This is a genomic window from Marinobacter sp. X15-166B (assembly GCF_001752365.1).
GTDB lineage: Bacteria > Pseudomonadota > Gammaproteobacteria > Pseudomonadales > Oleiphilaceae > Marinobacter.
The window spans coordinates 515,599-538,359 of sequence record NZ_MEIY01000001.1; the positions used below are offsets into that span (position 1 = coordinate 515,599).

General features: G+C 60.9%; 18 protein-coding genes and 2 pseudogenes. 3 read left to right on the forward strand and 17 right to left on the reverse strand.

Translation table 11 applies throughout. From position 1 onward, the window contains the following. Window positions 1-9: 9 nt before the first annotated feature. The 5 genes from glyA to BG841_RS02520 form a co-directional block, all read right to left on the reverse strand. Window positions 10-1,272 (reverse strand): serine hydroxymethyltransferase, encoded by a 1,263-nt coding sequence (glyA, locus tag BG841_RS02500; protein WP_070056211.1) that lies wholly within the window; start codon window positions 1,270-1,272, stop codon window positions 10-12. Window positions 1,273-1,460: 188 nt separating this feature from the next. Next, window positions 1,461-1,823 carry a cupin domain-containing protein gene (locus tag BG841_RS02505; protein ID WP_070056212.1) on the reverse strand — a complete coding sequence of 121 codons (363 nt, stop codon included), beginning with the start codon at window positions 1,821-1,823 and terminating at the stop codon, window positions 1,461-1,463. Window positions 1,824-2,003: 180 nt separating this feature from the next. Beyond that, window positions 2,004-3,464, reverse strand: coding sequence for a sodium:solute symporter family protein (locus tag BG841_RS02510; protein WP_070056213.1), 1,461 nt, complete (start codon window positions 3,462-3,464; stop codon window positions 2,004-2,006). Between the two features lie 248 nt (window positions 3,465-3,712). After that, complete coding sequence (locus tag BG841_RS02515; protein ID WP_070056214.1) at window positions 3,713-4,924, reverse strand: M24 family metallopeptidase; 1,212 nt, start codon at window positions 4,922-4,924, stop codon at window positions 3,713-3,715. Window positions 4,925-5,235: 311 nt separating this feature from the next. Next, window positions 5,236-5,445, reverse strand: a complete 210-nt coding sequence (locus BG841_RS02520) for a hypothetical protein (RefSeq protein WP_070056215.1) — start codon at window positions 5,443-5,445, stop codon at window positions 5,236-5,238. Between the two features lie 295 nt (window positions 5,446-5,740). Here BG841_RS02520 and BG841_RS02525 point away from each other — a divergent pair, with 295 nt between their 5' ends. Continuing rightward, entirely contained in the window at window positions 5,741-6,640 is a 900-nt protein-coding gene (locus BG841_RS02525; RefSeq protein ID WP_070056216.1) for a LysR substrate-binding domain-containing protein, read from the forward strand. Here the strand turns inward: BG841_RS02525 and BG841_RS02530 are convergent. Genes BG841_RS02530 through BG841_RS02540 form a run of 3 tightly spaced genes read right to left on the reverse strand, consistent with a single transcriptional unit; the run spans window position 6,619 to window position 10,243 of the window. Continuing rightward, the gene (locus BG841_RS02530; RefSeq protein ID WP_070056217.1) at window positions 6,619-7,866 is read right to left on the reverse strand and encodes an MFS transporter; all 1,248 of its coding nucleotides are present in this window, start codon (window positions 7,864-7,866) and stop codon (window positions 6,619-6,621) included. The two genes, BG841_RS02525 and BG841_RS02530, sit on opposite strands and share 22 nt — an antisense overlap. A gap of 11 nt (window positions 7,867-7,877) precedes the next feature. Continuing rightward, a complete protein-coding gene (locus tag BG841_RS02535) occupies window positions 7,878-8,651 on the reverse strand; it encodes a creatininase (RefSeq protein WP_070056218.1) in 774 nt (257 codons plus the stop codon). A 2-nt stretch (window positions 8,652-8,653) separates the two neighbouring features. Next, window positions 8,654-10,243: a BCCT family transporter gene (locus BG841_RS02540; RefSeq protein WP_070056219.1), complete on the reverse strand. Its 1,590-nt coding sequence runs from the start codon at window positions 10,241-10,243 to the stop codon at window positions 8,654-8,656. 363 nt (window positions 10,244-10,606) lie between these two features. Between BG841_RS02540 and BG841_RS02545 the strand changes: the two genes are divergently transcribed. Continuing rightward, a complete protein-coding gene (locus tag BG841_RS02545) occupies window positions 10,607-11,650 on the forward strand; it encodes a GlxA family transcriptional regulator (protein ID WP_070056220.1) in 1,044 nt (347 codons plus the stop codon). Here BG841_RS02545 and BG841_RS02550 read toward each other — a convergent pair. The 7 genes from BG841_RS02550 to BG841_RS02580 form a co-directional block, all read right to left on the reverse strand. Further along, entirely contained in the window at window positions 11,647-12,456 is an 810-nt protein-coding gene (locus tag BG841_RS02550; RefSeq protein ID WP_070056221.1) for an electron transfer flavoprotein subunit beta, read from the reverse strand. The genes BG841_RS02545 and BG841_RS02550 overlap by 4 nt on opposite strands. After that, window positions 12,446-13,672 (reverse strand): electron transfer flavoprotein subunit alpha/FixB family protein, encoded by a 1,227-nt coding sequence (locus BG841_RS02555; protein ID WP_070056222.1) that lies wholly within the window; start codon window positions 13,670-13,672, stop codon window positions 12,446-12,448. Before BG841_RS02555 ends, BG841_RS02550 begins: the two co-directional genes overlap by 11 nt. Beyond that, window positions 13,665-15,620 (reverse strand): (Fe-S)-binding protein, encoded by a 1,956-nt coding sequence (locus BG841_RS02560; RefSeq protein ID WP_070056223.1) that lies wholly within the window; start codon window positions 15,618-15,620, stop codon window positions 13,665-13,667. Before BG841_RS02560 ends, BG841_RS02555 begins: the two co-directional genes overlap by 8 nt. Window positions 15,621-15,664: 44 nt before the next feature. Then, entirely contained in the window at window positions 15,665-17,725 is a 2,061-nt protein-coding gene (locus tag BG841_RS02565; RefSeq protein ID WP_070056224.1) for an NADH:flavin oxidoreductase, read from the reverse strand. A 99-nt stretch (window positions 17,726-17,824) separates the two neighbouring features. After that, complete coding sequence (locus BG841_RS02570; RefSeq protein WP_070056225.1) at window positions 17,825-18,355, reverse strand: 4-vinyl reductase; 531 nt, start codon at window positions 18,353-18,355, stop codon at window positions 17,825-17,827. Window positions 18,356-18,385: 30 nt separating this feature from the next. Then, window positions 18,386-19,366 carry a dipeptidase gene (locus tag BG841_RS02575; protein WP_070056226.1) on the reverse strand — a complete coding sequence of 327 codons (981 nt, stop codon included), beginning with the start codon at window positions 19,364-19,366 and terminating at the stop codon, window positions 18,386-18,388. Between the two features lie 221 nt (window positions 19,367-19,587). Beyond that, window positions 19,588-20,634, reverse strand: coding sequence for a GlxA family transcriptional regulator (locus BG841_RS02580; RefSeq protein WP_083260162.1), 1,047 nt, complete (start codon window positions 20,632-20,634; stop codon window positions 19,588-19,590). A 377-nt stretch (window positions 20,635-21,011) separates the two neighbouring features. Between BG841_RS02580 and BG841_RS02585 the strand changes: the two genes are divergently transcribed. Beyond that, window positions 21,012-22,118, forward strand: coding sequence for a hybrid-cluster NAD(P)-dependent oxidoreductase (locus BG841_RS02585; RefSeq protein ID WP_070056228.1), 1,107 nt, complete (start codon window positions 21,012-21,014; stop codon window positions 22,116-22,118). Window positions 22,119-22,184: 66 nt separating this feature from the next. On the opposite strand, the pseudogene BG841_RS17130 reads toward BG841_RS02585, so the two are convergent. Together BG841_RS17130 and BG841_RS16680 are read right to left on the reverse strand one after the other, a co-directional pair. Further along, window positions 22,185-22,400, reverse strand: a pseudogene (locus BG841_RS17130) (formaldehyde dehydrogenase, glutathione-independent); the annotation flags it as partial. Next, window positions 22,396-22,593: pseudogene (locus BG841_RS16680) on the reverse strand (formaldehyde dehydrogenase, glutathione-independent); the annotation flags it as partial. The pseudogenes BG841_RS16680 and BG841_RS17130, both read right to left, overlap by 5 nt. Window positions 22,594-22,761: the final 168 nt, after the last annotated feature.

Below are 22,761 nucleotides of genomic sequence, written 5' to 3' on the forward strand. Positions count from 1 at the left end.
GGACCGCTGTTAACGGTACACTGGAAAGTCAACGCAGAGCAGACGCACCTTGTCCTTGACCTCGGCGATCGTGCCTTCCGCATCCCCCGCCTGCATGGCATCCAGAATGTCGGCGATCCAGCCGCTCAACGCCCGGCATTCGGCCTCTTTCATCCCCCGGGTGGTGATCACCGGCGAACCGATGCGCAGGCCCGAGGTCACAAACGGCGATTGGGGGTCGTGGGGCACCGCGTTCTTGTTGACCGTAATGGAGGCCCGCCCCAGAGCCGCATCGGCGTCTTTGCCGGTCAGCCCTTGCTTGATCAGACTCAGCAGAAACAGGTGATTTTTGGTGCCGCCGGATACCACATCGTAACCGCGCTCTATGAACACTTCGGCCATTGCCTGCGCGTTTTTCACCACTTGCCCCTGGTACTCCCGGAAAGCCGGATCCAGTGCCTCTTTGAAGGCAACCGCTTTTGCGGCAATCACATGCATCAGCGGACCGCCCTGCCCGCCGGGAAACACCGCCGAATTCAGTTTCTTTTCCATTTCGGGGTTGGACTTCGCAAGAATCAAGCCGCCGCGCGGGCCGCGCAGGGTCTTGTGGGTGGTGGTGGTGACCACGTGGGCGTGCGGCAACGGATTCGGATAGTGCCCGGCCGCCACCAGACCGGCCACATGCGCCATGTCCACAAAGAGGTAGGCACCTACCTGGTCGGCAATACGGCGAAAGCGTGCCCAATCGACGATCTGCGAGTAGGCGGAAAAGCCGGCTACGATCATCTTCGGCTTGTGCTCGAGCGCCAGCGCCTCGACCTGACCGTAATCGATTTCGCTACCGGCTTCGTTCAGGCCGTACTGCACAGCGTTGTAGATTTTGCCGGAAAAATTCACGTGGGAACCGTGCGTCAGATGGCCGCCGTGGGCCAGACTCATCCCCAGTACGGTATCGCCCGGTTCGCACAACGCCAGATAAACGGCGGCGTTGGCCTGAGAGCCGGAGTGGGGTTGCACGTTAACGTAATCGGCACCGAACAACTCCTTCGCCCGGTCGATGGCCATTTGCTCCACCACGTCCACATGCTCGCAGCCACCGTAATAACGTTTTCCCGGATAGCCTTCGGCATACTTGTTGGTGAGCAGGGTTCCCTGAGCCTCCATGACCAGTGGGCTGGTGTAGTTCTCGGAAGCGATCAGTTCGATATGCTCTTCCTGACGCACCGCTTCGTGTTGAATGGCCTCCCACAAGGCAGGGTCGAAATTCTGAATGGTGTCGCTTTTATTAAACATTATTGTTGTTCTCCTGACGGGTACCCGAGGGTTCCAGGTGATCAGCTCCCCGGGGTTCGATAAGGCCCGGGCCTTGCATTCACTTCATCCTATCGGATGGCCTCTGGCCGGGGTTGTCTGTCCGCTACCTTCAGCTGTGTATTTGCGACAGTCCGGCGGGGAGCTGCATGGATTAACAGGCTAAGGGGTCAGGCACCGTAGATGACGAACACTTTGCGCAAGGTTTCATGCACGGTCCAGAAGCCACACCAGCCAACGGGGAAGACCGCGCTGGAACCGGCGGTCAGCTCCAGGGTTTCACCCCCATCCTGCTCGACGGTCATGCGCCCGGACAGCACATGGATAACCTCGCCCCGGGTCATGAACTCCCAACGGGAACGACCCGGCTCGCACTCCCAGGTCCCGGCGGTGATTGGCTGTTCTTCGCCCTTGAAAAACACGTGGCTGCGGGTGGTGATTTCTCCGCTCAGCGACTGCGCGGTTGGTTGCTCGAGCGGTTTTTCGGTGAGTTCATCGTTGGAGAGTTCCGCGGCACGAAAGAAAATTGTCATTATTGTTTTCCTGTTGTCAGTGACGTTCGCGATGGTTCATGCTCGTCAGTTATAAAAACGCCGCCGGTCCGGGCGCAGTGTTCCGCGCTTAGATCGGCGGCAAACCCACTCTTACATTCGTGCGGCACGCACGAATTCCGGTAGTCCGGTGCAGGGCAGCCGCCCTCCACCGGTTAACTGCTAAATGGCGCTGCTCCTGTAAGCGGGCGTCGGGCGACCGGTCAGCAAAGACACCCCCACATAACTGACGGAGGAGGCCAATGCTCCGATCAGGGGCCCTTCAACCCAGCCAAGATCGCTGAACATCATCAGCCCGCCACTGGTGCAGAACCCCACCAGCATGGCGGCCAGTGCGCCGGCAACATTGCCCTGCCAGAATGTGGAGATGAACACCGGACCAATCATGGCCGCCAGCAGCGTGCCGGAACCGAGTATCCCCAGCCAGGAGAGCATGAATGGCGGTGCGTACATCATCATGAGCAACCCCAGCAATCCCAGCGCGACCACCGCCGTGCGGTTGATCCGCAAGGCGCCCGGCGAGTCGTGTTGCGCGTCCTTGTTCAACGCCAGCCGCAAATCGTGGGAAGTGGCCGACGCGACCGTGTGCAGCATCGAGTTCGCGGTTGATTTCATCGCAAAGATGATGAACAGGGTGATCAGGCCTTGCAGGGCCGGGTGCAAAAAGGTCTCCAGATACATCGGCATCGCGTTGTCGGCCAGATCCAGCTCAGGCCCGAAGGCGCGCATGTAGAGCCCCACAATGGGGATCAGGCTGAGCAGTCCGCCGAGGATCGCCACATACACCCCGACCGTGTGCATTTTCACGTCTGGCCGGAAGGCAAGAAAGCGCACCGACATATAGGGCAACACGGCGGCGAACAGGAACGCGTAGGGAAATACCAGGTAAACGGAGCTTTTGCTGGCGCCGTAAGGTGCGGCGGTGTCCGGATTGAGCAGGTTGGTATCGATGGCGTTCAACCGGGCGACCCAGTCGGTCAGATCGACGCTGGTGAACATCTGCACCATGATCACCACCGCCGCCAGTGCCATGCCGCACACCATGACGGTGTCGGTCCAGGCCACCGCCGCGAGCCCGCCCCACATGGTGTAAATAATGATGACCGAAATCATCAGCCACGCGCTGGTGGTCATCTCGATGTCGAGCCAGGAGGCACCGAGCAGGCCCACCGCCTTGATCTGACTGACCAGAAACACCATCAGCAGGACAATGGTAATGACTGCGGCAACCCCCTGCAGCAGGCGTCCCCCGCGACCGCCGCCATGAATCTGGCTGATGTATTCGGGAATGGTGTTGCTGCCCATTTTGAGCGCGCGTTTTTGCATGAAGCTGGCAAAAAACAGCACCGCCACCATCATCGCCGGGGCAAAAAAGAAGTTACCGAGCACCTCGATGGCGCCGTATTCGTAGGTCACCCCGGGGGAACCCATAAACCCCCAGCCGCTGAAGCCGGTGGCGACGATGGTACTGGCCCCCACAAATGGCCCGAGGGTACGTCCAGCGAGCAAGAACCCGCCCTCGTTGCTGTCGCTGACCTTACGTGACGCCTTGGCGCCTATGGCAATCATTACCGCAAAGGCGGCGATCATCAGCCCCCAGTTGAGCAGTTCGTAAAAGTCCATGCCTTTACCTCCGCTCGCCGGAATCGTCTTTGCAGGAACACATCCAATAGCGACCGAAGGCCACCAGGAACATTGCTGCGTTAAGCAGCACAAACGCGTCTAATACCCAGGAGTTCATGCTCTTTTTCCTTCATCTTGTTGTTATAGCGGCGGTGCGCCAGCGCCCGGACTGAGGGCTCCGGTGAACCGGAAATTCAGTCGGGGTAACGCACCACCTCATTTGAAGTGTCTAATGAGCCTGGAAAGACTTAACCCTTGATGATGTTATGCTCCGGACCGAAGGGGTATTTGGTGATGTTTTCGGCACCGTCCTCACCCACCACCAGGATGTCGTGTTCGCGGTAGCCGCCGGCCCCCGCCTTGCCTTCAGGCAACATCAACATCGGTTCCATGGACACCACCATGCCGGGTTCCAGCACGGTATCTATGTCTTCGCGCAATTCGAGGCCGGCTTCGCGGCCATAGTAATGGCTGAGGGTGCCAAACGAGTGCCCGTAACCGAAGGTACGGTATTGCAACACATCGTGCTGCAGGAAAATTTCGTTGAGTTCGGCGGCGATATCGCAGCAGCGAGCCCCCGGACGGATCAGCTCCAGCCCGCGGCGGTGCACTTTGCAGTTGATTTCCCACAGTTCCAGATGACGGTCCGAGGCGTGCTCGCTGAACAGGGTGCGCTCCAGCGCGGTGTAGTAACCGGCGATCATCGGGAAGGTGTTCATACTCAGAATGTCGCCCGCTTCAATCCTGCGCGAGGTGACCGGGTTGTGGGCCCCGTCGGTATTGATGCCCGACTGGAACCAGACCCAGGTGTCCATCAGCTCACCGTGGGGGAAGCGGGCTGCAATCTCGCGCACCATCGCCTGGGTGCCCGCCAGCGCCACTTCATACTCGGGTACCCCGACCGCAATGGCGTCACGAATCGCTGCCCCGCCGATGTCGGCGACGGCCGCACCGTGCTTGATCACCTCGATCTCTTCGGCGGACTTGACCATGCGCATCTTCATGGTCGGCTCCGCGATATCGACAAACTGGACGGACGGCAGGATGGTTTTCATCTTGTCCAGATTCTGCAACGACATGTGGTCGAACTCGACCCCGACCTTGCCTTCATCCCTGATCAGCTGCTTGACCGCGTAGAAGAAGTTGTCTTTCTGCCAGTCGGTGTACACCACATTGTCCCCCAACTGGTTGCGACGGTAGGGCTGCCCCCCGTCAATGTTGGCGGTCACCGTGGTGTAATCTTCCTGAGTCACGACCAGACCGTAGTCACGACCGAAGCGGCAGTACACAAAGTCGCTGTAGTAGTTGATGTTGTGGTAGGAGGTGAACAGAACGGCCTGTACATCGTTTTCGGCCATGTGGCGGCGCAATTTTGCCAGCCGTGCGTTCAGTTCTTCGCGCGAAAACGTCCCCTGAACTTTTTCGCCATTAGGTATAAGCAGTGTTTTTGGCATTTGCATGGTGTGTTCCTCTAACTTGTTATATTTGTATGAGGTTGTTCTCAGCTCACCCCTATGGGGAAGGTCTCAGAGTGCGTGAAGCTTTGTGCGCCTGTGGCAAGCCGGCAGTCTCTGATCAGCCCAATCGATCTTAACCCTCGCCTAAACATAAAAGAAATCAATAAGTGTTATGATGTCATTTGCGTGACTAATGCCATAAGGACCTCGGTTACGGCACATGGTTAAGGGTTTGTTTTATAACTTTGATCAACACAGTCTCCCTGCATACTGACCAACGAGCCTGGCCCCAACAGGGGCCTATACCCGGGCAATTAACAGTCTTGCCAGCGGACCACCTTCACGATCAGATCAAAGGGTTCGCCGTCCTCCACCACCTTCACGGCGTAGTCGGCCACCACGCCGTCCTGGGACACCGCCAACACGGCGTTGTCGTATTTCTGCCCATCACCCGCTAGCTTGACTGCATAATCGAACCGGTCACCCCGTCCGACCAGTCGCACCCGATAGTCATAATCCTTCATACCTACCCCCATCGCCGCTGCCACGGCTACCTGCAGGCCGGCGGCAACGACGCATCCGCACGACCGGCCCGTGAATTTTGCTCGCGGGTGCAACCCCGCGCTTGCCCACGTTCTATTTAACCCAAGGGCAGCGCATCCAGGCTGTCTGCCCGCGACTCTTTAGCAGCGGGTTTACGACACCCCCCGGCCCCACCCCGGAAGCCCCTCTACATTTGCATCGGATATGGATGTTCATTCTTGATTTGCTCAACTTATGACCTACGCTTAATTGCACGCACCAACAGCCGGAGTTGTCATGAAAAACCTGCCAATGGATCTGCTACGCACCTTTGTGGCCATCAAGGACCTGGGGGGATTCACCCAGGCCGGGGAAATGCTGGGACGCTCGCAACCGGCCATCAGCTTGCAGATCAAGCGGCTGGAAGAGCTGGTGAACGTTCAGTTACTGATCCGTTCGGGGGGCATGAAAATGACCGAAGAAGGGCAGATGTTTTACAACTACGCCCGGCAGATTCTCGACCTCAACGATACGGCGGTTACCCGACTGGCGGTGCCGGCGGTCAGCGGCTCGGTGAGACTGGGGCTGCCCAATGACTTTGAAGTGTCTTTTCTGCCGACGACCCTCTCGAAGTTCTCGCAGACTTACCCGGATGTGACCCTGGACGTGCAGACCGATCTCAGCGTCAATCTGCGCCAGGACTTCAAGGCCGGCGCCTACGACCTGGTGATGCTGATGGATGAGTACCCCGACCACAGCTTCCGTGAGGATGATTTTATCGCCGAACCACTGACCTGGATCAGCGGACCGGGGTTCACGCCACAATCGGATCAACCGGTGCCCCTCGTGCTGTATCCGAAAGGGTGCATCTATCGCCAACACATTACCAACGCCCTGAACAAGGCCAATATTCCCTGGCGGGTGCTCTACTCCACCTCCAGTCTGCTGGGCATTCAGGCGGCGATTGATGCCGGTCTGGGGCTGAGTGCCCTGGCCCTGAACACCGCCCCTGCGGCCCTGACCAGCAACGACCTTCACCAACGGCTGCCCGCACTGGGCAAGGTGACCATCGGTTTTCATTACGACCATGCCACCCTGCCCCCGGCGGCGGCCCGGCTGCTGGAATACCTGCGACGCGGCCTGCAACGCACCCGGGGGGCGGCCCTGCGCTTCGATCACCTGCCCCCGGCCACCTGAACCATCCGGCCACCAGGTGCCGGCTGGTCTGCGCTCCCCTCGGACCGGCTGAACCCGTAGGCCAGCGTCGCCACCGCCAGGATCGCCGCCAGCAGCAGGAACAACAACCGGTACTGCTCCTCAGGCGCCAGCCCCATGGCGGCCACGCGCTCGATCAGCCAGCCACTGACGCTCTGCACCAGGGCCACACCGATAAAGCTCAACGCCGTCAACACGGCCATACCCCGTCCCTGATAGGCGGGTGCCAAAAAGCTCCGGCAGTGCGACATCAACAACGGGTAATTGAATCCAAACAGCCCTACGGCTACGAAGGCGCCCATCGCAAAGCGGGGACCCGCCCCCGGATGGGCGGTGAGCAGCAGCAGTGGCACCACAGTCAGAAGCGCACTGACAACCACCAGCTCTTTGGTTCTGCGGAACCGTTTGTTCAGATATCCGAGCAGGAAGGTGCCCAGAGCCATAGCCACCGACATCGCCAGCACAATGGTGCCCCGGTCGGCGGTATTGAGGGCGAAGACCTCCGCCAGATAGGGACCACTCCAGAGTCCGCGAATGGCCATAAGCACCGCGTAACTGGCCAGAAACATAGGCATGATGGGCCACAGCCCGCGCACGGTGACAACCCGCGCCATGCCTCCCAGCATGTGGGCTAACGGCTGTTTGTCAGCGCTCAGGTGATCTTTCGGCAGCCACCGCAGACAGCCGCATGCGGCCAGCAACGTCAGGGCCAGCGGCACCAGCAGCGCATTCCGCCAGCCCAACCATTGGGCCAGCAGCGCCAGCGGGGTTGTACCCAATAAATCCCCCACGCTGCCGAGGGCAATCACCATGGCGGTTACATAGGCGAACTGTTCCGGGTGGTACCGACGACCGATATACAGCATTGCGCCGGTGAAGACCGGCGCACACCCGATGCCGATCAGCACCTGGGCCACAAACGCGGTGGCATAGCCTTCCGCCATCCAGAAGATTGCGGTACCGAGGGTGGCGAACCCCATAAACAGACCGATGGTCAGTCGTGCCCCCAGACGGTCCAGAGCCAGACCACAGGGCACTTGCGCAATGGCAAAACTGATGAAGAAAGTGGACGACAACAGCCCCAGGCCGCTTTCGCCCAAGGCCAGATCAGCCGCCAGTTCGGGGGCAATGACCGAAATCATCCCCCGGTAGAACAGGCTGATTCCGTACACGAAGCAGAGTACCGACAGTGCCCCCACCCGACGCACTCCCTCTCCGGCTAACGGGGCGCGCTGAAATGCTCACGGACGGCCGCGGCGATTCCCTCGACGCAAACTGCCATGAGCAACTCGCCAAACTCTGCGGTGGCGTTGCGCGCCGATGACAGGGTGCCGCTCGCGGGCACCCAGGATGGATCCGACGGGAATACGTCATAGGGCGGAAAGGTGGCTGGCGCGTGGTCCATCACCTTGTCCATATTGACCAGTTCAGGATGCAAGTGCAGCATCAGGGACGTCTCCAATACGCCCCCGTGCTCCACATCCCACCCGGTAAAGCCGTCGGGAAACACCGTTTCGATGGTGTCCTGGGTGACAAAATCCCAATAGGACAACACCACCACCTGCGCCTCAATACCTTCATGACGCAGGTGCTCCAGTGCCAGGTCGATGCCTTCGACGATGAACATGGAGTTTTCGTAGTGACCATTCACCAGCACAAATTTGCGGTTGCCGTGGCGGGCATAGGCCACCACGACATCCTTGATGGTATCGATCAGCGTCTTGCCGTTGATGCAGGTTGTCCCCGGGAAGAAATTCCCGCCGCCGGACTTTACCTGCGACTTGTAACCGTACGCGATCGGATGCGCCACCAGGGCATTGGCCAACAGCCGTGCCACGCCCACCGAAATGGCTTCCGGAATCAGCACATCCGGATTCATGGACATATGGGGGCCGTGCTGCTCGATGGCACCGATCGGCAGGAGAATCACCGCGTCTCCCTCGCCCACCCGACTTTCGTACGTCAGCCAGTCTAGATCTGCCAGTTTGGCCATGGTTAAACCTCCTGTCCTTTCAATGAAACTGACGCCGTCATCAGTCTGGTTTCCGCTTTCACACCCTTGATGAGGGCGAAGCACATCAGCACCATCAGCAGCGAGAAAGGCAATGCCGCCGTAATCGACGCTGTCTGCAGGGTGCTGAGCGCGGCATTCCCCCCCGCGACCAGAAGCACGGCGGCCAGCACACCCTGAATCACCCCCCAAAAGACCCGATGACGATGCAGTGGATTCGGGTTACCTTCGCTCATGATGGTGGTCAGCACCAGCGTGCCTGAATCCGACGAGGTGATGAAATATGTGCACACCAACAGGGTTCCGGCGATGGTGGCCAGATAACCGAGGGTCCCCACATCCATGCCGGCAATGGTGGCATAGAGGGCGTCGGCCACATTGGCCTTGACGACATCGGCAATGCCACCGGCGCCGGTCAGATCGATATCAAGCGCGGTCCCACCATAAGCTGCCAGCCACACAAAGGACAGCAGCGATGACACACCGACCACCCCGAGTACAAACTCACGGATCGTACGGCCGCGGGATACCCGCGCGATGAAGACGCCGACAAAGGGAGCCCAGGACATCCACCACCCCCAGTAGAACACGGTCCACCAACCCTGCCAGGCATTCATCCAGGAGGCATCGGTGTCACCCCAGGACTGGGTGGGCTCGATAAAGGCATTCATCGGTACCAGATTGACCATATAGTCCATGGATGCGCTGACCAGCAATTTGACGATATAGACCGTGGGCCCCAACAACAGGAAAAACGCCAGCAAGGCGATTGTCAGCCACATGTTGGTGATCGACAGATACTTGATGCCCCGCTTCAGGCCGGTCAGCACGGAGATCAGGGCACAGGCGCTGATGACTACGATGAGCACCAATTGAACCTTGAGGTTCTGGGGAATGTCCCAGATGGCGTTCAGACCGGCATTGATCTGCTGAACCCCCAGCCCGAGGGAAGTGGCAATGCCGAACAGGGTCGCAAACACCGCAATCACGTCCACCGCAACCCCCATCCACCCGTTCACTTTTTCCCCCAGCAACGGATACAGGGTGTAACGGATACTCAACGGTTTCTTCAGCCGGTAGGCGACAAACGCGAGCGAGATACCGACCACACAATAAATGGCCCAGGCGTTCAGCCCCCAGTGAAAAAACGAAACCTTCATCGCCACTTCCGCGGCGACTTCATTGCCAACCGCTTCATTAAAGGGAGTGCCCCCCGAGAAGTGGAACATGGGTTCGGCGATCGACCAGAAGATGATGCCGATTCCCTGGCCCGCCGCGTACAGCATGGCAAACCAGGCGAAGTATCCGAACTCCGGTCGTTCGTGATCGTCGCCCAAGCGGATATCGCCATGGCGACTGAACACCAACCAGGCGCAGAACGCCAGAAAGAATCCGGCCAGTATCACGTACCAGGCGTTCATCGACAGGGTAATAAAGGTGCGGGTCTGATTGATGATCGCAGCCGACGGCTCCGGCCAGATCAACGTATAGAGAGCGAATACCGCCGTCACGGCAAGGGATATGGAGACGATATAAGGGTTTATCCCCTTAACAGGACCATTGTGAATAATCATTATTGGTACCTCGTTTTGCTGGTTCCACCAGCTTTGTTATTGTTGTTCAGCGCAAGTAACCTTCTCCCCTCGATCACTGCGCGTTCAATACCGGCCGGCATCGGTCAGCGGTGGTGGCAATTCACAAGCGCAATCTGTGAACGCATACAAACATGCTAGTCCCCCCGCTGACATAATATAAATCAATAATTCTAATACGGTCATTTGTACCAATAATGCATCACCGTTGTATCGATTCAACACATTGAATAGATACCGAAGCTTCAGCAAGATAACTGATGCCGGCCAAATCAGTGACGGTTTGGGAGTGGTGTAAGCTGTAGGGTAACCATCCGGCCTACCTTGTTGCAGGGTTGCAAAACAATGAGCGCAGTAAAAGAAAAAAGACAGTTCAGCAGCACCATGCGCAGCACCAACAGCGCGTTTTTACCGGCTCAGGAAAGCGCACAGCGCCCGGTGCGGGTGGCCTTCGTGTTGCACGAACATTTCTCTTTGATGGCCTTCACCGCCGCCGTCGATGTGCTGGTCACCGCCAATCTGGTGCGCAATGCGCCGGTATTCGCGTTTACCGCCTATGGCCTCGACACCTTGGCGGTGAAAAGTGATCTGGGAATTGATATCGCCGCCGGCGGGCGGCTTGAGCAGTTACAGGTCACCGCGGACGATCACCCGGATGTTCTGATGGTATGCGGCGGTTTCCGGTGTTCACTGGCCATGGACCCGACGCTGGACAGGAAGCTCCGGGAGGCCGACCGGCACCGGGTGATTCTCGGCGGACTGTGGAACGGCGCCGTGGCACTGGCCCATGCAGGGGTGCTGGACAATAAAAGCTGCGCGCTGCACCGGGACAATCACGCCTATATGCGTGAAACCTTTGCCAATGTCCGGGTCTCCGACCGCACATTTCTGGTGGAAGACAACCGCGCCACCAGCGCCGGCGCCGTCAGCGCGCTGGAGATGATGCTGGCACTGACTTCACACTTCCAGAATCGGGACACGGTGCGCGCGATCGAAGAAATTCTGAGCTGTGACCGGGTCGCAGATCAGGGCCGGGCGGACTTGCTTCAGCCCCCCAATGAACCGGAACTCCCCGAATTATTGCAGAGTTTGCTCCAGGTGATGGGCGCCAACATCGAGGAACCGTTAACGATCGAGGAGCTGGCAACCGCTTCAGGGGTATCCCGCCGCCGCATCGAGCGCCTGTTCCAGACTCATCTGGATACCAGCCCCTCCCGCTATTACCTCGAGCTGCGCATAACCCATGCCCGCCGGCTGTTGCTGCAAAGTGGGGAGTCCATTGCCAATATTGCCGCCGCCTGCGGCTTTGTCAGCTCGACCCATTTCAGTCATTGCTATAAAGACTACTTCGGCGTTTCCCCCAGCCTCGCGCGCGCGCAGCGCGGTTAAACCCGGCCAGTGCCCTGGGTGTTGCGCAACACGCCTTCCTCTACCAGCAGTTCGTAAATGGCCTTGGCGGCGGCCTGGGGATCATCGCGGATGATCTGGCCCGTGCTGCCCTGAGCCTTGGCGGTGGCTTGCCGCAACCGGTCGGCGGCGGTCCTGGCGGTCGTCACTTTCAGCCGTTTGGGTCTGGGCCGGGCCGCCGACAAGGTCCATTCAGTCCGCGCTTGGTCGATCTCGGTGGCCGGCGTCAGCCCTGTTATCCTGCCCCGTCTGGCCCTGGCAAAGGCCACTTGGCGAGGTTCCGCAGCGGCACTTTCCACACTGGCCACAAAGGGTAAGGATACCCTGACGCGGCGGCGCTGGCCTCTGGGCAGGGCCTGCAGCAATGAGGCTGCGCCGTTTTCGATACGCTCGATGGCGGCGATGCCGGTCACCAACGGCCAGTCCAGGCGGTCCGCCAGCAGATAAGGCAGCAGACCGGAGCCTTCGCCGCACTCGGCCCGCACCCCGGTGAGCAGGACATCGGGGCGCTGCTCGGCCAGATAGGGGTGCAATACCGCCAGAGCATCGTCTTCCGCCGTCTGGCTCAGCACGGTCAAGCCATCAATACCCATGCCCAGATAGTCCCGCAGGGCTTCTTGGCCGGGGTCGCCGGCGTGAATGGCGCGTACGTTGGTGGCCAGCGCCTGCGGCAGGCACAGCGCCAACTCCAGCGCACAGGCATCCTGATGGGCACGGCGGGCCCGTCCCGACACCGGATGCCGGCCTTGCGAGACCAGTACGGCAATATTCAGTGCATCAGGCAGCATCACTCACCTCCCGGGTGGCGCGGGTGGCCACCAACTGCAGCAGTGCGGCCAGTATGTCACCGCTGTCACCAATGGCGGTCAGGTTGGCCCGCTTGACCATGTCGCAGTCTGCATCCCGATTGATCGCAATCACCTGCTCGCATTTGCTGATGCCTTGCAAGTGCTGCACCGCACCGGAAATCCCCACCGCAATATAAACCCGGGCACTGACCCAGGTGCCGGTTGCCCCCACCTGGCGATTACGGGGCATGAAGCCGTCGTCCACCGCCACCCGACTGGCGCCCTCCGACGCGCCGAGCACGCTCGCGGCGCGATGGAACTGGGGCCAGTCACGTACGCCGTTGCCGGCGGCGAGAATGAATTCGGCCTCGGCCAGGGGTATTTCTGCCGGGTCCACCGCGACCGGCCCCAGATCCTCGAGTCGGGTACCGGTCGGGGCCGTCAGCGTCAGCGTCATCGGGCGGACTTCGTAACGGAACTCACCGCAGGGTAAGGCGCACTCTTCCAGCAGCAACATGACCCGGGACCGGGGGCGACTGATATCCAGATTACCCGCGCCATTCCGGGCCAGCACGGTGTCGGCGTCGATCTTCCATACCCCGGTCGCCGGTCGTTCGCCGAGGTTGACCCCCAGGCGGCGGCCCAGCTCAGCAGACGTTCCACTATCGGGCAACAGCCAGCACAGCGGTTGCAGGGCCGCATCCACCTGGGTGCACAATGTGGTCCAAGCTTCTGGCTGATAACCGTCGTACGCTTCCCCGTTGACCTGCAGCAACCGATCGATACCGGCGCCGTCCACCGGGTCTTTCAGTTCACCACAGAGCACCCCCAGCACCGCGGTCGGCTCTTCCCGGGCCACCGCCAGTTGCTGGGCTTGCCCGAGCACATCCTTGCAGTGAGGGGTCAGACGGCCACCGCTGGTCTGCAGCCAGACCGCAATGTAAGCCTGAGGTTCCCCCACCCGATGCACCGGCAGCGCCGGCTGCTCATGGCGCTTGTTGACCGACAACCGGCTCACCCCGGCCGCCGCGCCTCGCTGCAGACGATCCAGCCGGCGCACGCCACTCGGGCCGTACTGCCATTGCGGGCGGGGGTTTTTGCGCAGCAGACCGGTGGGCCCCCGGGTTGGCTGGCCACTCAGCTCCCCGTGACGGGGATGAAGCCGGTTGCGCAAGATCCACGCCAGGCGCGGGTCACGACGATTCAGATCAGACATGAGCGCTCTCCTCCTCTGTCGATTGCCGCACCGCGGGCGGGGCGTCCGCTACCACCAAGGCATCCAGCAGCAGTTCGGCAATCTCCTTCACCTCGGGACGCGGCTCGACCACGCCTTCCAGCATCTGGGTACATTGCGGACACGCCACCGCCAGCACCTCGGCGTCCACCGCTCGGGCGTCGTCCACTCGCATGTCGGCAATCCGCCGTTCGCCGGGAATGTCGGTAATGGGGGCTCCTCCGCCACCGCCGCAGCAGCGGGAACGAAAACCGCTGCGTTCCATCTCGGTACGCTCAAATCCGAGCTGATCAATCAGGTAACGGGGCGCGTCATACACTCCGTTGTACCGCCCCAGATAGCAGGGATCGTGATAGGTCAGGCGACCCTTGCCGTTCCCGGTGAAGTGCAGCTGTCCCCGGCGGTGTAATTCCGCCAGCAGCTCGGTGTGGTGCATCACCTCATACTCGCCGCCCAGCTCCGCGTATTCGGTGCCCAGGCACTGCAAAGCATGGGGATCGGTGGTGACGATGCGATTGAAGCGGTACTGGTTGAGGGTGTGGATATTGGCCCTGGCCAGCCGCTGGAAGGTGGCTTCGTCCCCCAACCGGCGGGCCAGGTCACCGCAATCCAGCTCCTCGTCCCCGAGGTACGCAAAGTCCACGTTGGCGGCCTTGAGCAAGCGGACCACCGCCCGCAAGGTGCGCTGGTTGCGCATATCGAACGCACCGTCCCCGACCCAGAACAGGATATCGGTTGTTCGGGTCTGCCGGAGCAGCGGGATCGACAGATCCGCCGCCCAATGAGTGCGGCTGGCCTGCGCCAGACCGCCCGGGTTGTCGGTGGCAATCAGATTGGCCAGCACTTCCGGCCCCTTGCCCGGGGTCTTGCCCCGCTCCAGGGTCAGATAACGGCGCATGTCCACCACCGCGTCCACGTGTTCGATCATCATCGGGCACTCTTCCACGCAGGCCCGACAGGTGGTGCAGGACCACAGGGTCTGGCTGTCCAGAATGCTGTCCACCATCGGCAGGCCAGGCGCACCGCTGCGGCAGCTGCCTTCCTGCCCCGGGTGGCCGTTACCGTGATAGCTGGATTCTTCCTCGGCCGCCATGGCAATCACCATGTCCTGGATCAGCTTTTTCGGATTCAGTGGCTGGCCGGCGGCAAAAGCGGGACACTTGCTCTCGCAGCGGCCGCACTGCACGCAGGCGTCAAAGCTCAGTAACTGGTTCCATTTGAAGTCGGTGACCGATTCCACCCCCAGCTTGCCGGCGTCCAGGTCCAGCGCCTTGAGGCCGGTATCGCGGCCACCACCAAAGCGTGCCGGCCGCCGATGAAACGCCAGGTGCAAGGCTCCGGCGAAGGCGTGTTTCATGGGCCCGCCCCAGGTCATCCCGAGCACCATCTCCGCCAGCCCCCAGGCACAGACAACCAGCAACAGCATGGCCAGCAGACCGCTGCCGATGCCTTCGGGCAACACGCCGGCGGCGGGCAGGGTGACGAGGAAGAAACCGACGGCAAAGGCCAGCAGACTTTTGGGCAGGCGCTGCCAGGGCCCCCGGGACAGCGCCGAATCAGGTAACTCAGCGGCCGCAAGCCTGCGCCGTTTCCAGACGAAGGCCGCGCCGACGGCCATCAGCCCACTGGCAGCCAGCAGGGGCCAGGTCAGCCAGGCGGTGCGCAGCCCGAACCCGTGCACCAGCAGCACCAACACCAACGCCAGCACAAATCCACCGCCGGTGGCCACATGGGTGTTGGCCATATACCGGTCACGGGCGACCACATGGTGCAGATCAACCAGATAACGCCTGGGCATGGCGGCCAGTCCCTGCCAGAGCGGCACCGGGCTGGGCTGGCCCTGCCGCCACATACGGATGCGCCGCACCGCTCCGGCCCCGGCCAGAGCAACCGCCAGAACGAACAGATAAGGGATCACAGGCTCAAACATAGGGCGTACCTCCTGGCGCCGGAGCGGGCTCCGGTGCCCTCAGCTCAAAAGTCCTTGCACAGGCGCAGGGCGTCGTAAATGGCCGCATAAATGTTGCGCTGGGAGACACAGTCGCCGATGCGGTACAGCAGGAAGCCCTCACCACGGTGAGACAGGCCCGGCTGGGGGGCAGCCGCATACAGGGCTTCGATATCAATCTGGCCCTGGTTGACGGAATCGGCCTTCAGTTCCCAATAGAGGCGCTCGTCCGGGCGTACTCCGTTCTCCACCACCACCTGATCCACCACCCGTTCCTCCTGCTGGCCGCTGTACTCGTTTTCGAGCACCGCCACCAGCTTGTCACCCTCCCGGTACACCCGGTGCAGGGCCGTGTCGGGTGTCATGATCACCTCACGCTCATACAGCGAGCGGTAATAACTGGGGAAAGTGGTCCCCCCCACCGCCACCCCCGGCTTGGTGTCGTCGGTGACCAGCTCCACCAGGCTGCCCCTGGCGGCCAGAAGGTCGGCCGTGGACATGCCGCTGAATTCGCAGATGGTGTCGTACACCAGTACATTCCTGCCCGCTTCGACCTTGCCCGAGAGTATGTCCCAACTGCTGACCACCAGGCCGTCTTCCGCCCCCCACTCCGGGACCTGCTCGATGAACGGGGTACCGCCCACCGCCAGAATTACCACATCCGGCGCCTCGGCCATGATGGTGGGCATGTCGGCGGGGGTGGTCAGGCGCACGTCCACCTTCAACCGCGCCAGCTCCAGCACGAACCAGCGGGTGATGCCGGCAATCTGGTCCCGCTGGGGCGCCTTGGCGGCCAGGGTGATCTGCCCCCCCAGGTCTGGCGCCTGCTCGAACAGCACCACCTCGTGGCCCCGCTCGGCACAGACCCGGGCCGCCTCCATGCCGGCCGGCCCGCCCCCCACCACCACCACTTTGCGACGGGGTCCGGCGGTGGGCTCGATGACATGGGGCATAGTCGTTTCGCGGGCCATGGCCGCATTCTGAACGCAGAGCACATCCAGTCCCTGATACTGCCGGTCAATGCAGTAGTTGGCGCCCACACACTGGCGAATTTGATCGACCTGCCCCATTTTCACCTTGGCGATCAGGTGCGGATCGGCCATAAATGCCCGGGTCATGCCCACAAAGTCGACGTAACCGCCTTCGATAATACGCTGTGCCTGGGTGGGGTCCTTGATATTCTGGGCATGGATCACCGGTACCGTCACCACCTCCTTGATCCCTGCCGCCAGGTGCAGGAACGGCTCGGGCGGGTAACTCATGTTGGGGATCGCATTGGCGAGCGTGGTGTGCGTATCGGCGCCAGAGCCGATCACGCCGAAGAAATCCACCAGCCCGGTGTTGTCGTAGTAGCTGGCGATCTGCTTCATGTCGTCATGATTGAGACCGTCCGCGTGGAACTCGTCGCCACATATGCGCATGCCCACGGCAAAGTCGGGTCCGACCTCGGCGCGCACCGCCTTGAGCACCTCCAGGCCAAAGCGCATGCGATTTTCGAAACTGCCGCCCCACTGATCGGTGCGTTTGTTGACCCGCGGACTCCAGAACTGGTCGATCAGGTGCTGGTGCACCGCAGAAATTTCAACGCCATCCAGACCCGCTTCCTTGACCCGCCGGGCGGCCTGGGCAAAATCGCCAATGATGCGCCGGATATCTTCCGGCTCGATCACCTTGCTGGTGGCGCGGTGTACCGGCTCGCGGATACCGCTTGGACTGAGCAGAGTGCTCCAGTTGTATCCGTCCCAGCGGGACCGGCGCCCCATGTGGGTGATCTGGATCATGATCTTGGCCCCATGTTTGTGCATGACCTGCGCCAGATCCTGCAGATAAGGGATGACCCGATCGGTGGTCAGGTTGACCGAGCTCCACCAGGCTTGAGGGCTGTCGATGGAGACCACGCTCGAACCGCCGCAGATGGCCAGACCCAGACCGCCCTTGGCCTTCTCTTCGTAATATTTAACGTAGCGCTCGGTGGGCATGCCGCCATCGGTGGCATGCACCTCCGCGTGGGCGGTGCTCACAACCCGATTGCGAATGGTGAGTTGATTGATGTTCATGGGTTGAAACAAGGCGTCGAATTGTCCCATTGTGGATCCCTCTGCTGACTGCTCTGGCGGTCGCCAACCGACCCGCCGATTTCTGTTTCAGGTGCTGCCACCGAAAGTCGGTTTCCCGGCGTTGTCGCGTCAGACCGGGCTGACTTCAAATACGCCGTAATCACAGCCGGTCTGAGCGCCGCTCTGGATCTGACGGGCCACGGTGCGTACCGGCAGCCCCTGACTGTCGGCTATCTGGTCGAGCGCCCCGGCAAACCAGCCGGTGAACATGTAATCCACCATGCGGTCGACCTTGCCGTAGTGGTAGACGAAAGCCGAATGATCCAGCCGCACCCTGGCAATGCCCGCCGCGATGTCCAGCTTTTCGATGGTGAACAACCCCCAGCCACGCTGGGACAGGCGCTTCATGTAGTGCGCAAACACGGCGTCACCGCTGATGCCGTGGCACTCAGCCTCTTGGGCGCACCAGTACCAGGCAGACTTGTAACCGGCCCGGTAGAGGATCTCGGCGTAGCGCTCCGCGCCCAGTTCCGCTTCGATGGCCATGTGGTTATTGACGAAAAAGTGGCGCGGCACGTACAGCATGGGCAGCGCGTCGGTGGTCCAGATGCCGGTTTCGGCGTTCACTTCAATGGGTAATTCCGGGGCGTGTACCGACATAGCGATTCTCCTCGACTTTCTCATTAAGGCTCAGGCGCCCCACACGTCGTGCAAGACGCGCAGCCAGTTGCCACCCATCACTTTTTCCACCTGACGCGGTGAGAAGCCGTGGCGCAGCAAGGCCGCGGTCAGATTGGGGAACTCCCCGATGGTGCGGATACCCTCGGGGTTGACGATCTCGCCAAACCGGGTGAGTTGCCGGGCGTAGCCCTTGTCGTGGGTCAGCCACTCGAAAAAGCTCTGGTCGTGCCCCTGGGTGAAGTCGGTCCCGATACCGATGGCGTCTTCGCCCACCAGATCCATCACATAGGCGATGGCCTCCACGTAGTCGTCGATGGTGGAGTTGATGCCATTCTTGAGAAACGGCGCGAACATGGTCACACCGACAAACCCGCCGTGGTCGGCGATGAACCGCAGGTCTTCGTCGGACTTGTTGCGCGGATGGTCCTTCAGCCCCGCCGGCAGGCAGTGGGAGTAGCACACGGGCTTGGTGGATTCGAGGATCACTTCTCTGGAGGTCTGCGCCCCCACGTGCGAAAGGTCGCACATGATGCCGACCCGGTTCATCTCGGCCACCACCTCCCGGCCAAACCCCGACAAACCGCCGTCACGCTCGTAACAGCCGGTGCCGATCAGGTTCTGGGTGTTGTAGGCCATCTGTACAATGCCCACACCCAGCTGCTTGAACACCTCCACATACCCCAGCTGGTCCTCGAAGGCCTGGGCATTCTGGAACCCGAGAATCACGCCGGTGCGCCCCTCCTCCTTGGCCTTGCGGATGTCGTCGGTGGTGCGCACCGGGCGGATCAGATCGGCGTGCTCCTGGAAGTAGCGGTTAAAAGCGGCGATATTGTTGACCGTGTCCTGGAACCCCTCCCACACCGACACGGTACAATTGGCCGCAGTGAGTCCGCCACGGCGCATGTCCTCAAACAGTTCCCGCCCCCAGCTGGCAATGATCAGACCGTCGATCACGACCGCGTGTTGATGTAATTCAGCTGCGTTTTGCATGACCAGTCTTTCCTTGAACAAGTGTGGCTGGTGGCGTGAAAACCACCGCATTCAAGGCCAGTCTAGCCCGTGGCCAGGCGCACTCGCTGGCTGAAAACGACGACCACATAACCAAAACCGTCACGCCGGCAGAACAGCCGCCGGGTCCGCGGTCTGCCGGCCGGTGGTCGCAGCCACAAAAAAAAAGGCTCCTTGCGGAGCCTTGCAGGTTGCAGGACGGGTTACAGGGGCACGGAGGCGAAGGTGGGCTCACATTTCGCCGAATCCAGTTGCATGTACATACCCGGAGTCAGAGGCACCGGACGTGCCGGCGGCGCTGCGGCGCGCCCCCAACGGTCGTCCCGCGGCGGTACACCAAAATGCTCCCGGTAGCACTTGCTGAAATGGGGGGTGGATACAAAACCGCACGCCGTGGCGATGTCGATGATGGAGAAGGATGTCTGGCGCAACAACTGCCGCGCCCGGTTCAGCCGCAGGTTGAGGTAATAGCGGGAGGGGGAACATTTTACGTGGCGCTGAAACAACCGCTCAACCTGGCGCCGGGACAGTCCCACGTAATAGGCCAGCTCGTCCAGCGTGATCGGTTCTTCCAGATTGGCCTCCATCAACGCAACCACCTTTTCCAGTTTGGGCTGGGTTGTGCCCACCATGTGCCGCAGTGGAATCCGTTGTTCTTCCTGCCCCTCGCGAATCCGTTCGCACAGGAACATGTCGCAGATGGCCGCACTCAACGCCCGGGAATGTTCCATTTCAATCAGGTGCAGCATCATGTCCATGGGCACGGTACCACCGCTGCAGGTCAGACGATCCCGGTCGATGCAATAGAGGGCGCTGCTGGTTTCCAGCCGGGGGAAGGCTTCCTTGAACGACGCCATGTATTCCCAGTGCAGGGTACAGCGATATCCCGCCAGCACACCCGCGTCCGCCAGCAGATAGGCACCGGTGCAGATTGCGCCCAGTTTGATCCCCCGCCTGGCCTGTAATTGCAACCAGACACGCAGGCTGCGGCTGCGGGCATTGACCACCCCGACCCCGCCGCAGAGGATAACCATGTCGAGCGGTCCGCAGTCGTCAATGCTGTGGTCGGGGGTCACCAGCATTCGGTCGCTGGCGCGCACCGGCGCCCCGGTTTCCGTCAGCATGACCCATTCATAGAGCGGCTGGCCCGACAACTGATTGGCCATGCGCAACGGTCCAATGGCGGCAGCCAGAGATATCATGGTGAAATTATTCACCAGCATAAAACCGACACGCTGTGGTTGACTCATGGCGCTTGCTCCCGGGTCTATTCGACCGCGTTTCATTTATTGTTGTTATGGCATCAACGCTGGAACGACAACTGTGCATTTAACATCCGGATCTCGTCATCAATGAAACATATACCATAATCCGGATTACGCAAATCGAAGCGGGGCGCCCTGGCTGCCATTGTTATCAGCCCTGCTCCCTTACGGTTGTCTGAAAACGACCCGCCAATGGCTCATTTCCGACCTTATGGCGTCCCCTCTCGGCAACGAACACCGGCGTGCGTGGTAAAACGGGGCGGACAGACAACTGCATGTCGCTTTTGAGCAACCAGCCCCAGCCAAAGTGCACAAAAATGCCAGCATAAGAACAATCGGGCGCAGCGAGGCAGAGGTCAGCGATGAATCAGGATTTCATTTCACCCATCAACACCCAGACCTGGAGCCATGGGCGCCACCCGGTACGCTGCGTCCGGGTCATTCAGGAGACCTGGGACGTGCGGACCTTCTGCTTTATGGCGGAAAGCCCGCTGCTGTTCTTCTTCAAACCCGGCCAGTTTGTCACCCTGGAACTGGAAATTGCCGGGCAGACGGTGATGCGCAGTTACACCATCGCTTCCTCTCCTTCGGTGCCCTACAGCTTTTCCATCACCGTTAAACGGGAACCGGGCGGCCAGGTGTCCAACTGGCTGCACGACACCCTCAACGAGGGGGATGCGCTGGCGGTGCACGGCCCGGTCGGCGACTTCAACTGCATCGACTTCCCCAGTGACAAGGTGTTACTGCTCTCTGGCGGCGTCGGCATTACCCCGGTGATGTCCATGGCGCGCTGGTGGTTCGATACCAATGCCGACGTGGACATTCATTTCATCCACAGCGCTCGTACCCCCAAGGATCTGATCTTTTACCGGGAGCTGCAGCACATGGATTCGCGGCTGAAAAACATCCATTTGAGCCTGATTTGCGAGCGCCTCGACATTGGCGAGACCTGGAGTGGCTTTAAGGGGTATCTGAACGCTTCCATGCTCGCGCTCATTGCCCCGGACTTTCTCGACCGGGAGGTGTTTTGCTGTGGCCCCACGCCTTATATGCAAGCGGTACGCACCCTGCTGCGAGACAGCGGATTTCCGATGGAGCGCTATCACGAGGAAAGCTTCAGTGCCACCCCGGTCGAGGTGGCCGAAAACGTTGAAGAACACGCCCGCGAAGCGGTGGAACTGGCGGAAGAGCTGGAGCGCACCGAAGATCGCTTGACGGTGTCCTTCCAGAGCAGCGACCTGCAGGTGGAGATTCTGCCCACCGAAACCCTGCACAGCGCTGCGGCCCAAGTGGGGCTGCATATCCCCAAAGCCTGCGGCATGGGCATCTGCGGCACCTGCAAGGTGCTGGTGGTCAAAGGCGAGGTCAGCATGGATCACAACGGTGGCATCACCGAAGAGGACATCGCCGACGGTTATGTACTGAGCTGTTGCAGCCTGCCCATGGGCGATGTGGAAATAGCGTTTTGACCCGAACAGCCCCCAACGCCTGCCCCACCGTCTCGTGGCGGGCAGGCGTCACGCTCCCCCCGCTCGTCAGGCGGGAATCATGCCATGGGGGTCCATGACAAATTTCTTGGCCACTCCGCCGTCAAATTCGGCGTAGCCCTCGGCGGCCTGATCCAGCCGGATTACCTGCACGTTCACTGCTTCCGCAATGTTCACCCGGTCAAACAGGATTGCCTGCATCAGCTGGCGGTGGTACCTCATCACCGGACACTGCCCGGTATGGAATGAATGGGACTTGGCCCAGCACCAGACCGGCCTCGGCGGTGGTCCGCCCGCGTACCATGTGCTGGTCACTGCCGCAGATGTTGGTCGCGACCACCTTGAGGATCACCCCGTGGTGACAGGCGCGATGGCCAAGGGACAGCTCCGGAAAAGAAATGGGTTGCACCTCGACGGTGCCCGGGCCGGTGTAGACAACGCCTCTGTTTCCATTTATTGCACTCATAATCAGCATCCTCTTGCTTGTCGGAAGTCAGCGCCGCCACGGGTAATGCACCCACCCGCCACGGCAACCGCCAGTTAACAAGCAACGCCACCAGGCCACGCTGCTGATTAAGACATGCACGTGTCAAAACGAGACATCCCATTGGCATCGACAGCATCA

What these genes read in the sequence shown, in the direction of transcription:
- glyA (WP_070056211.1), bottom strand. Translation starts at nt 1,272, where the DNA reads ATGTTTAATAAAAGCGACACCATTCAGAATTTCGACCCTGCCTTGTGG.
- BG841_RS02505 (WP_070056212.1), bottom strand. Translation starts at nt 1,823, where the DNA reads ATGACAATTTTCTTTCGTGCCGCGGAACTCTCCAACGATGAACTCACC.
- BG841_RS02510 (WP_070056213.1), bottom strand. Translation starts at nt 3,464, where the DNA reads ATGGACTTTTACGAACTGCTCAACTGGGGGCTGATGATCGCCGCCTTT.
- BG841_RS02515 (WP_070056214.1), bottom strand. Translation starts at nt 4,924, where the DNA reads ATGCAAATGCCAAAAACACTGCTTATACCTAATGGCGAAAAAGTTCAG.
- BG841_RS02520 (WP_070056215.1), bottom strand. Translation starts at nt 5,445, where the DNA reads ATGAAGGATTATGACTATCGGGTGCGACTGGTCGGACGGGGTGACCGG.
- BG841_RS02525 (WP_070056216.1), top strand. Translation starts at nt 5,741, where the DNA reads ATGAAAAACCTGCCAATGGATCTGCTACGCACCTTTGTGGCCATCAAG.
- BG841_RS02535 (WP_070056218.1), bottom strand. Translation starts at nt 8,651, where the DNA reads ATGGCCAAACTGGCAGATCTAGACTGGCTGACGTACGAAAGTCGGGTG.
- BG841_RS02540 (WP_070056219.1), bottom strand. Translation starts at nt 10,243, where the DNA reads ATGATTATTCACAATGGTCCTGTTAAGGGGATAAACCCTTATATCGTC.
- BG841_RS02545 (WP_070056220.1), top strand. Translation starts at nt 10,607, where the DNA reads ATGAGCGCAGTAAAAGAAAAAAGACAGTTCAGCAGCACCATGCGCAGC.
- BG841_RS02550 (WP_070056221.1), bottom strand. Translation starts at nt 12,456, where the DNA reads ATGCTGCCTGATGCACTGAATATTGCCGTACTGGTCTCGCAAGGCCGG.
- BG841_RS02555 (WP_070056222.1), bottom strand. Translation starts at nt 13,672, where the DNA reads ATGTCTGATCTGAATCGTCGTGACCCGCGCCTGGCGTGGATCTTGCGC.
- BG841_RS02560 (WP_070056223.1), bottom strand. Translation starts at nt 15,620, where the DNA reads ATGTTTGAGCCTGTGATCCCTTATCTGTTCGTTCTGGCGGTTGCTCTG.
- BG841_RS02565 (WP_070056224.1), bottom strand. Translation starts at nt 17,725, where the DNA reads ATGGGACAATTCGACGCCTTGTTTCAACCCATGAACATCAATCAACTC.
- BG841_RS02570 (WP_070056225.1), bottom strand. Translation starts at nt 18,355, where the DNA reads ATGTCGGTACACGCCCCGGAATTACCCATTGAAGTGAACGCCGAAACC.
- BG841_RS02575 (WP_070056226.1), bottom strand. Translation starts at nt 19,366, where the DNA reads ATGCAAAACGCAGCTGAATTACATCAACACGCGGTCGTGATCGACGGT.
- BG841_RS02580 (WP_083260162.1), bottom strand. Translation starts at nt 20,634, where the DNA reads ATGAGTCAACCACAGCGTGTCGGTTTTATGCTGGTGAATAATTTCACC.
- BG841_RS02585 (WP_070056228.1), top strand. Translation starts at nt 21,012, where the DNA reads ATGAATCAGGATTTCATTTCACCCATCAACACCCAGACCTGGAGCCAT.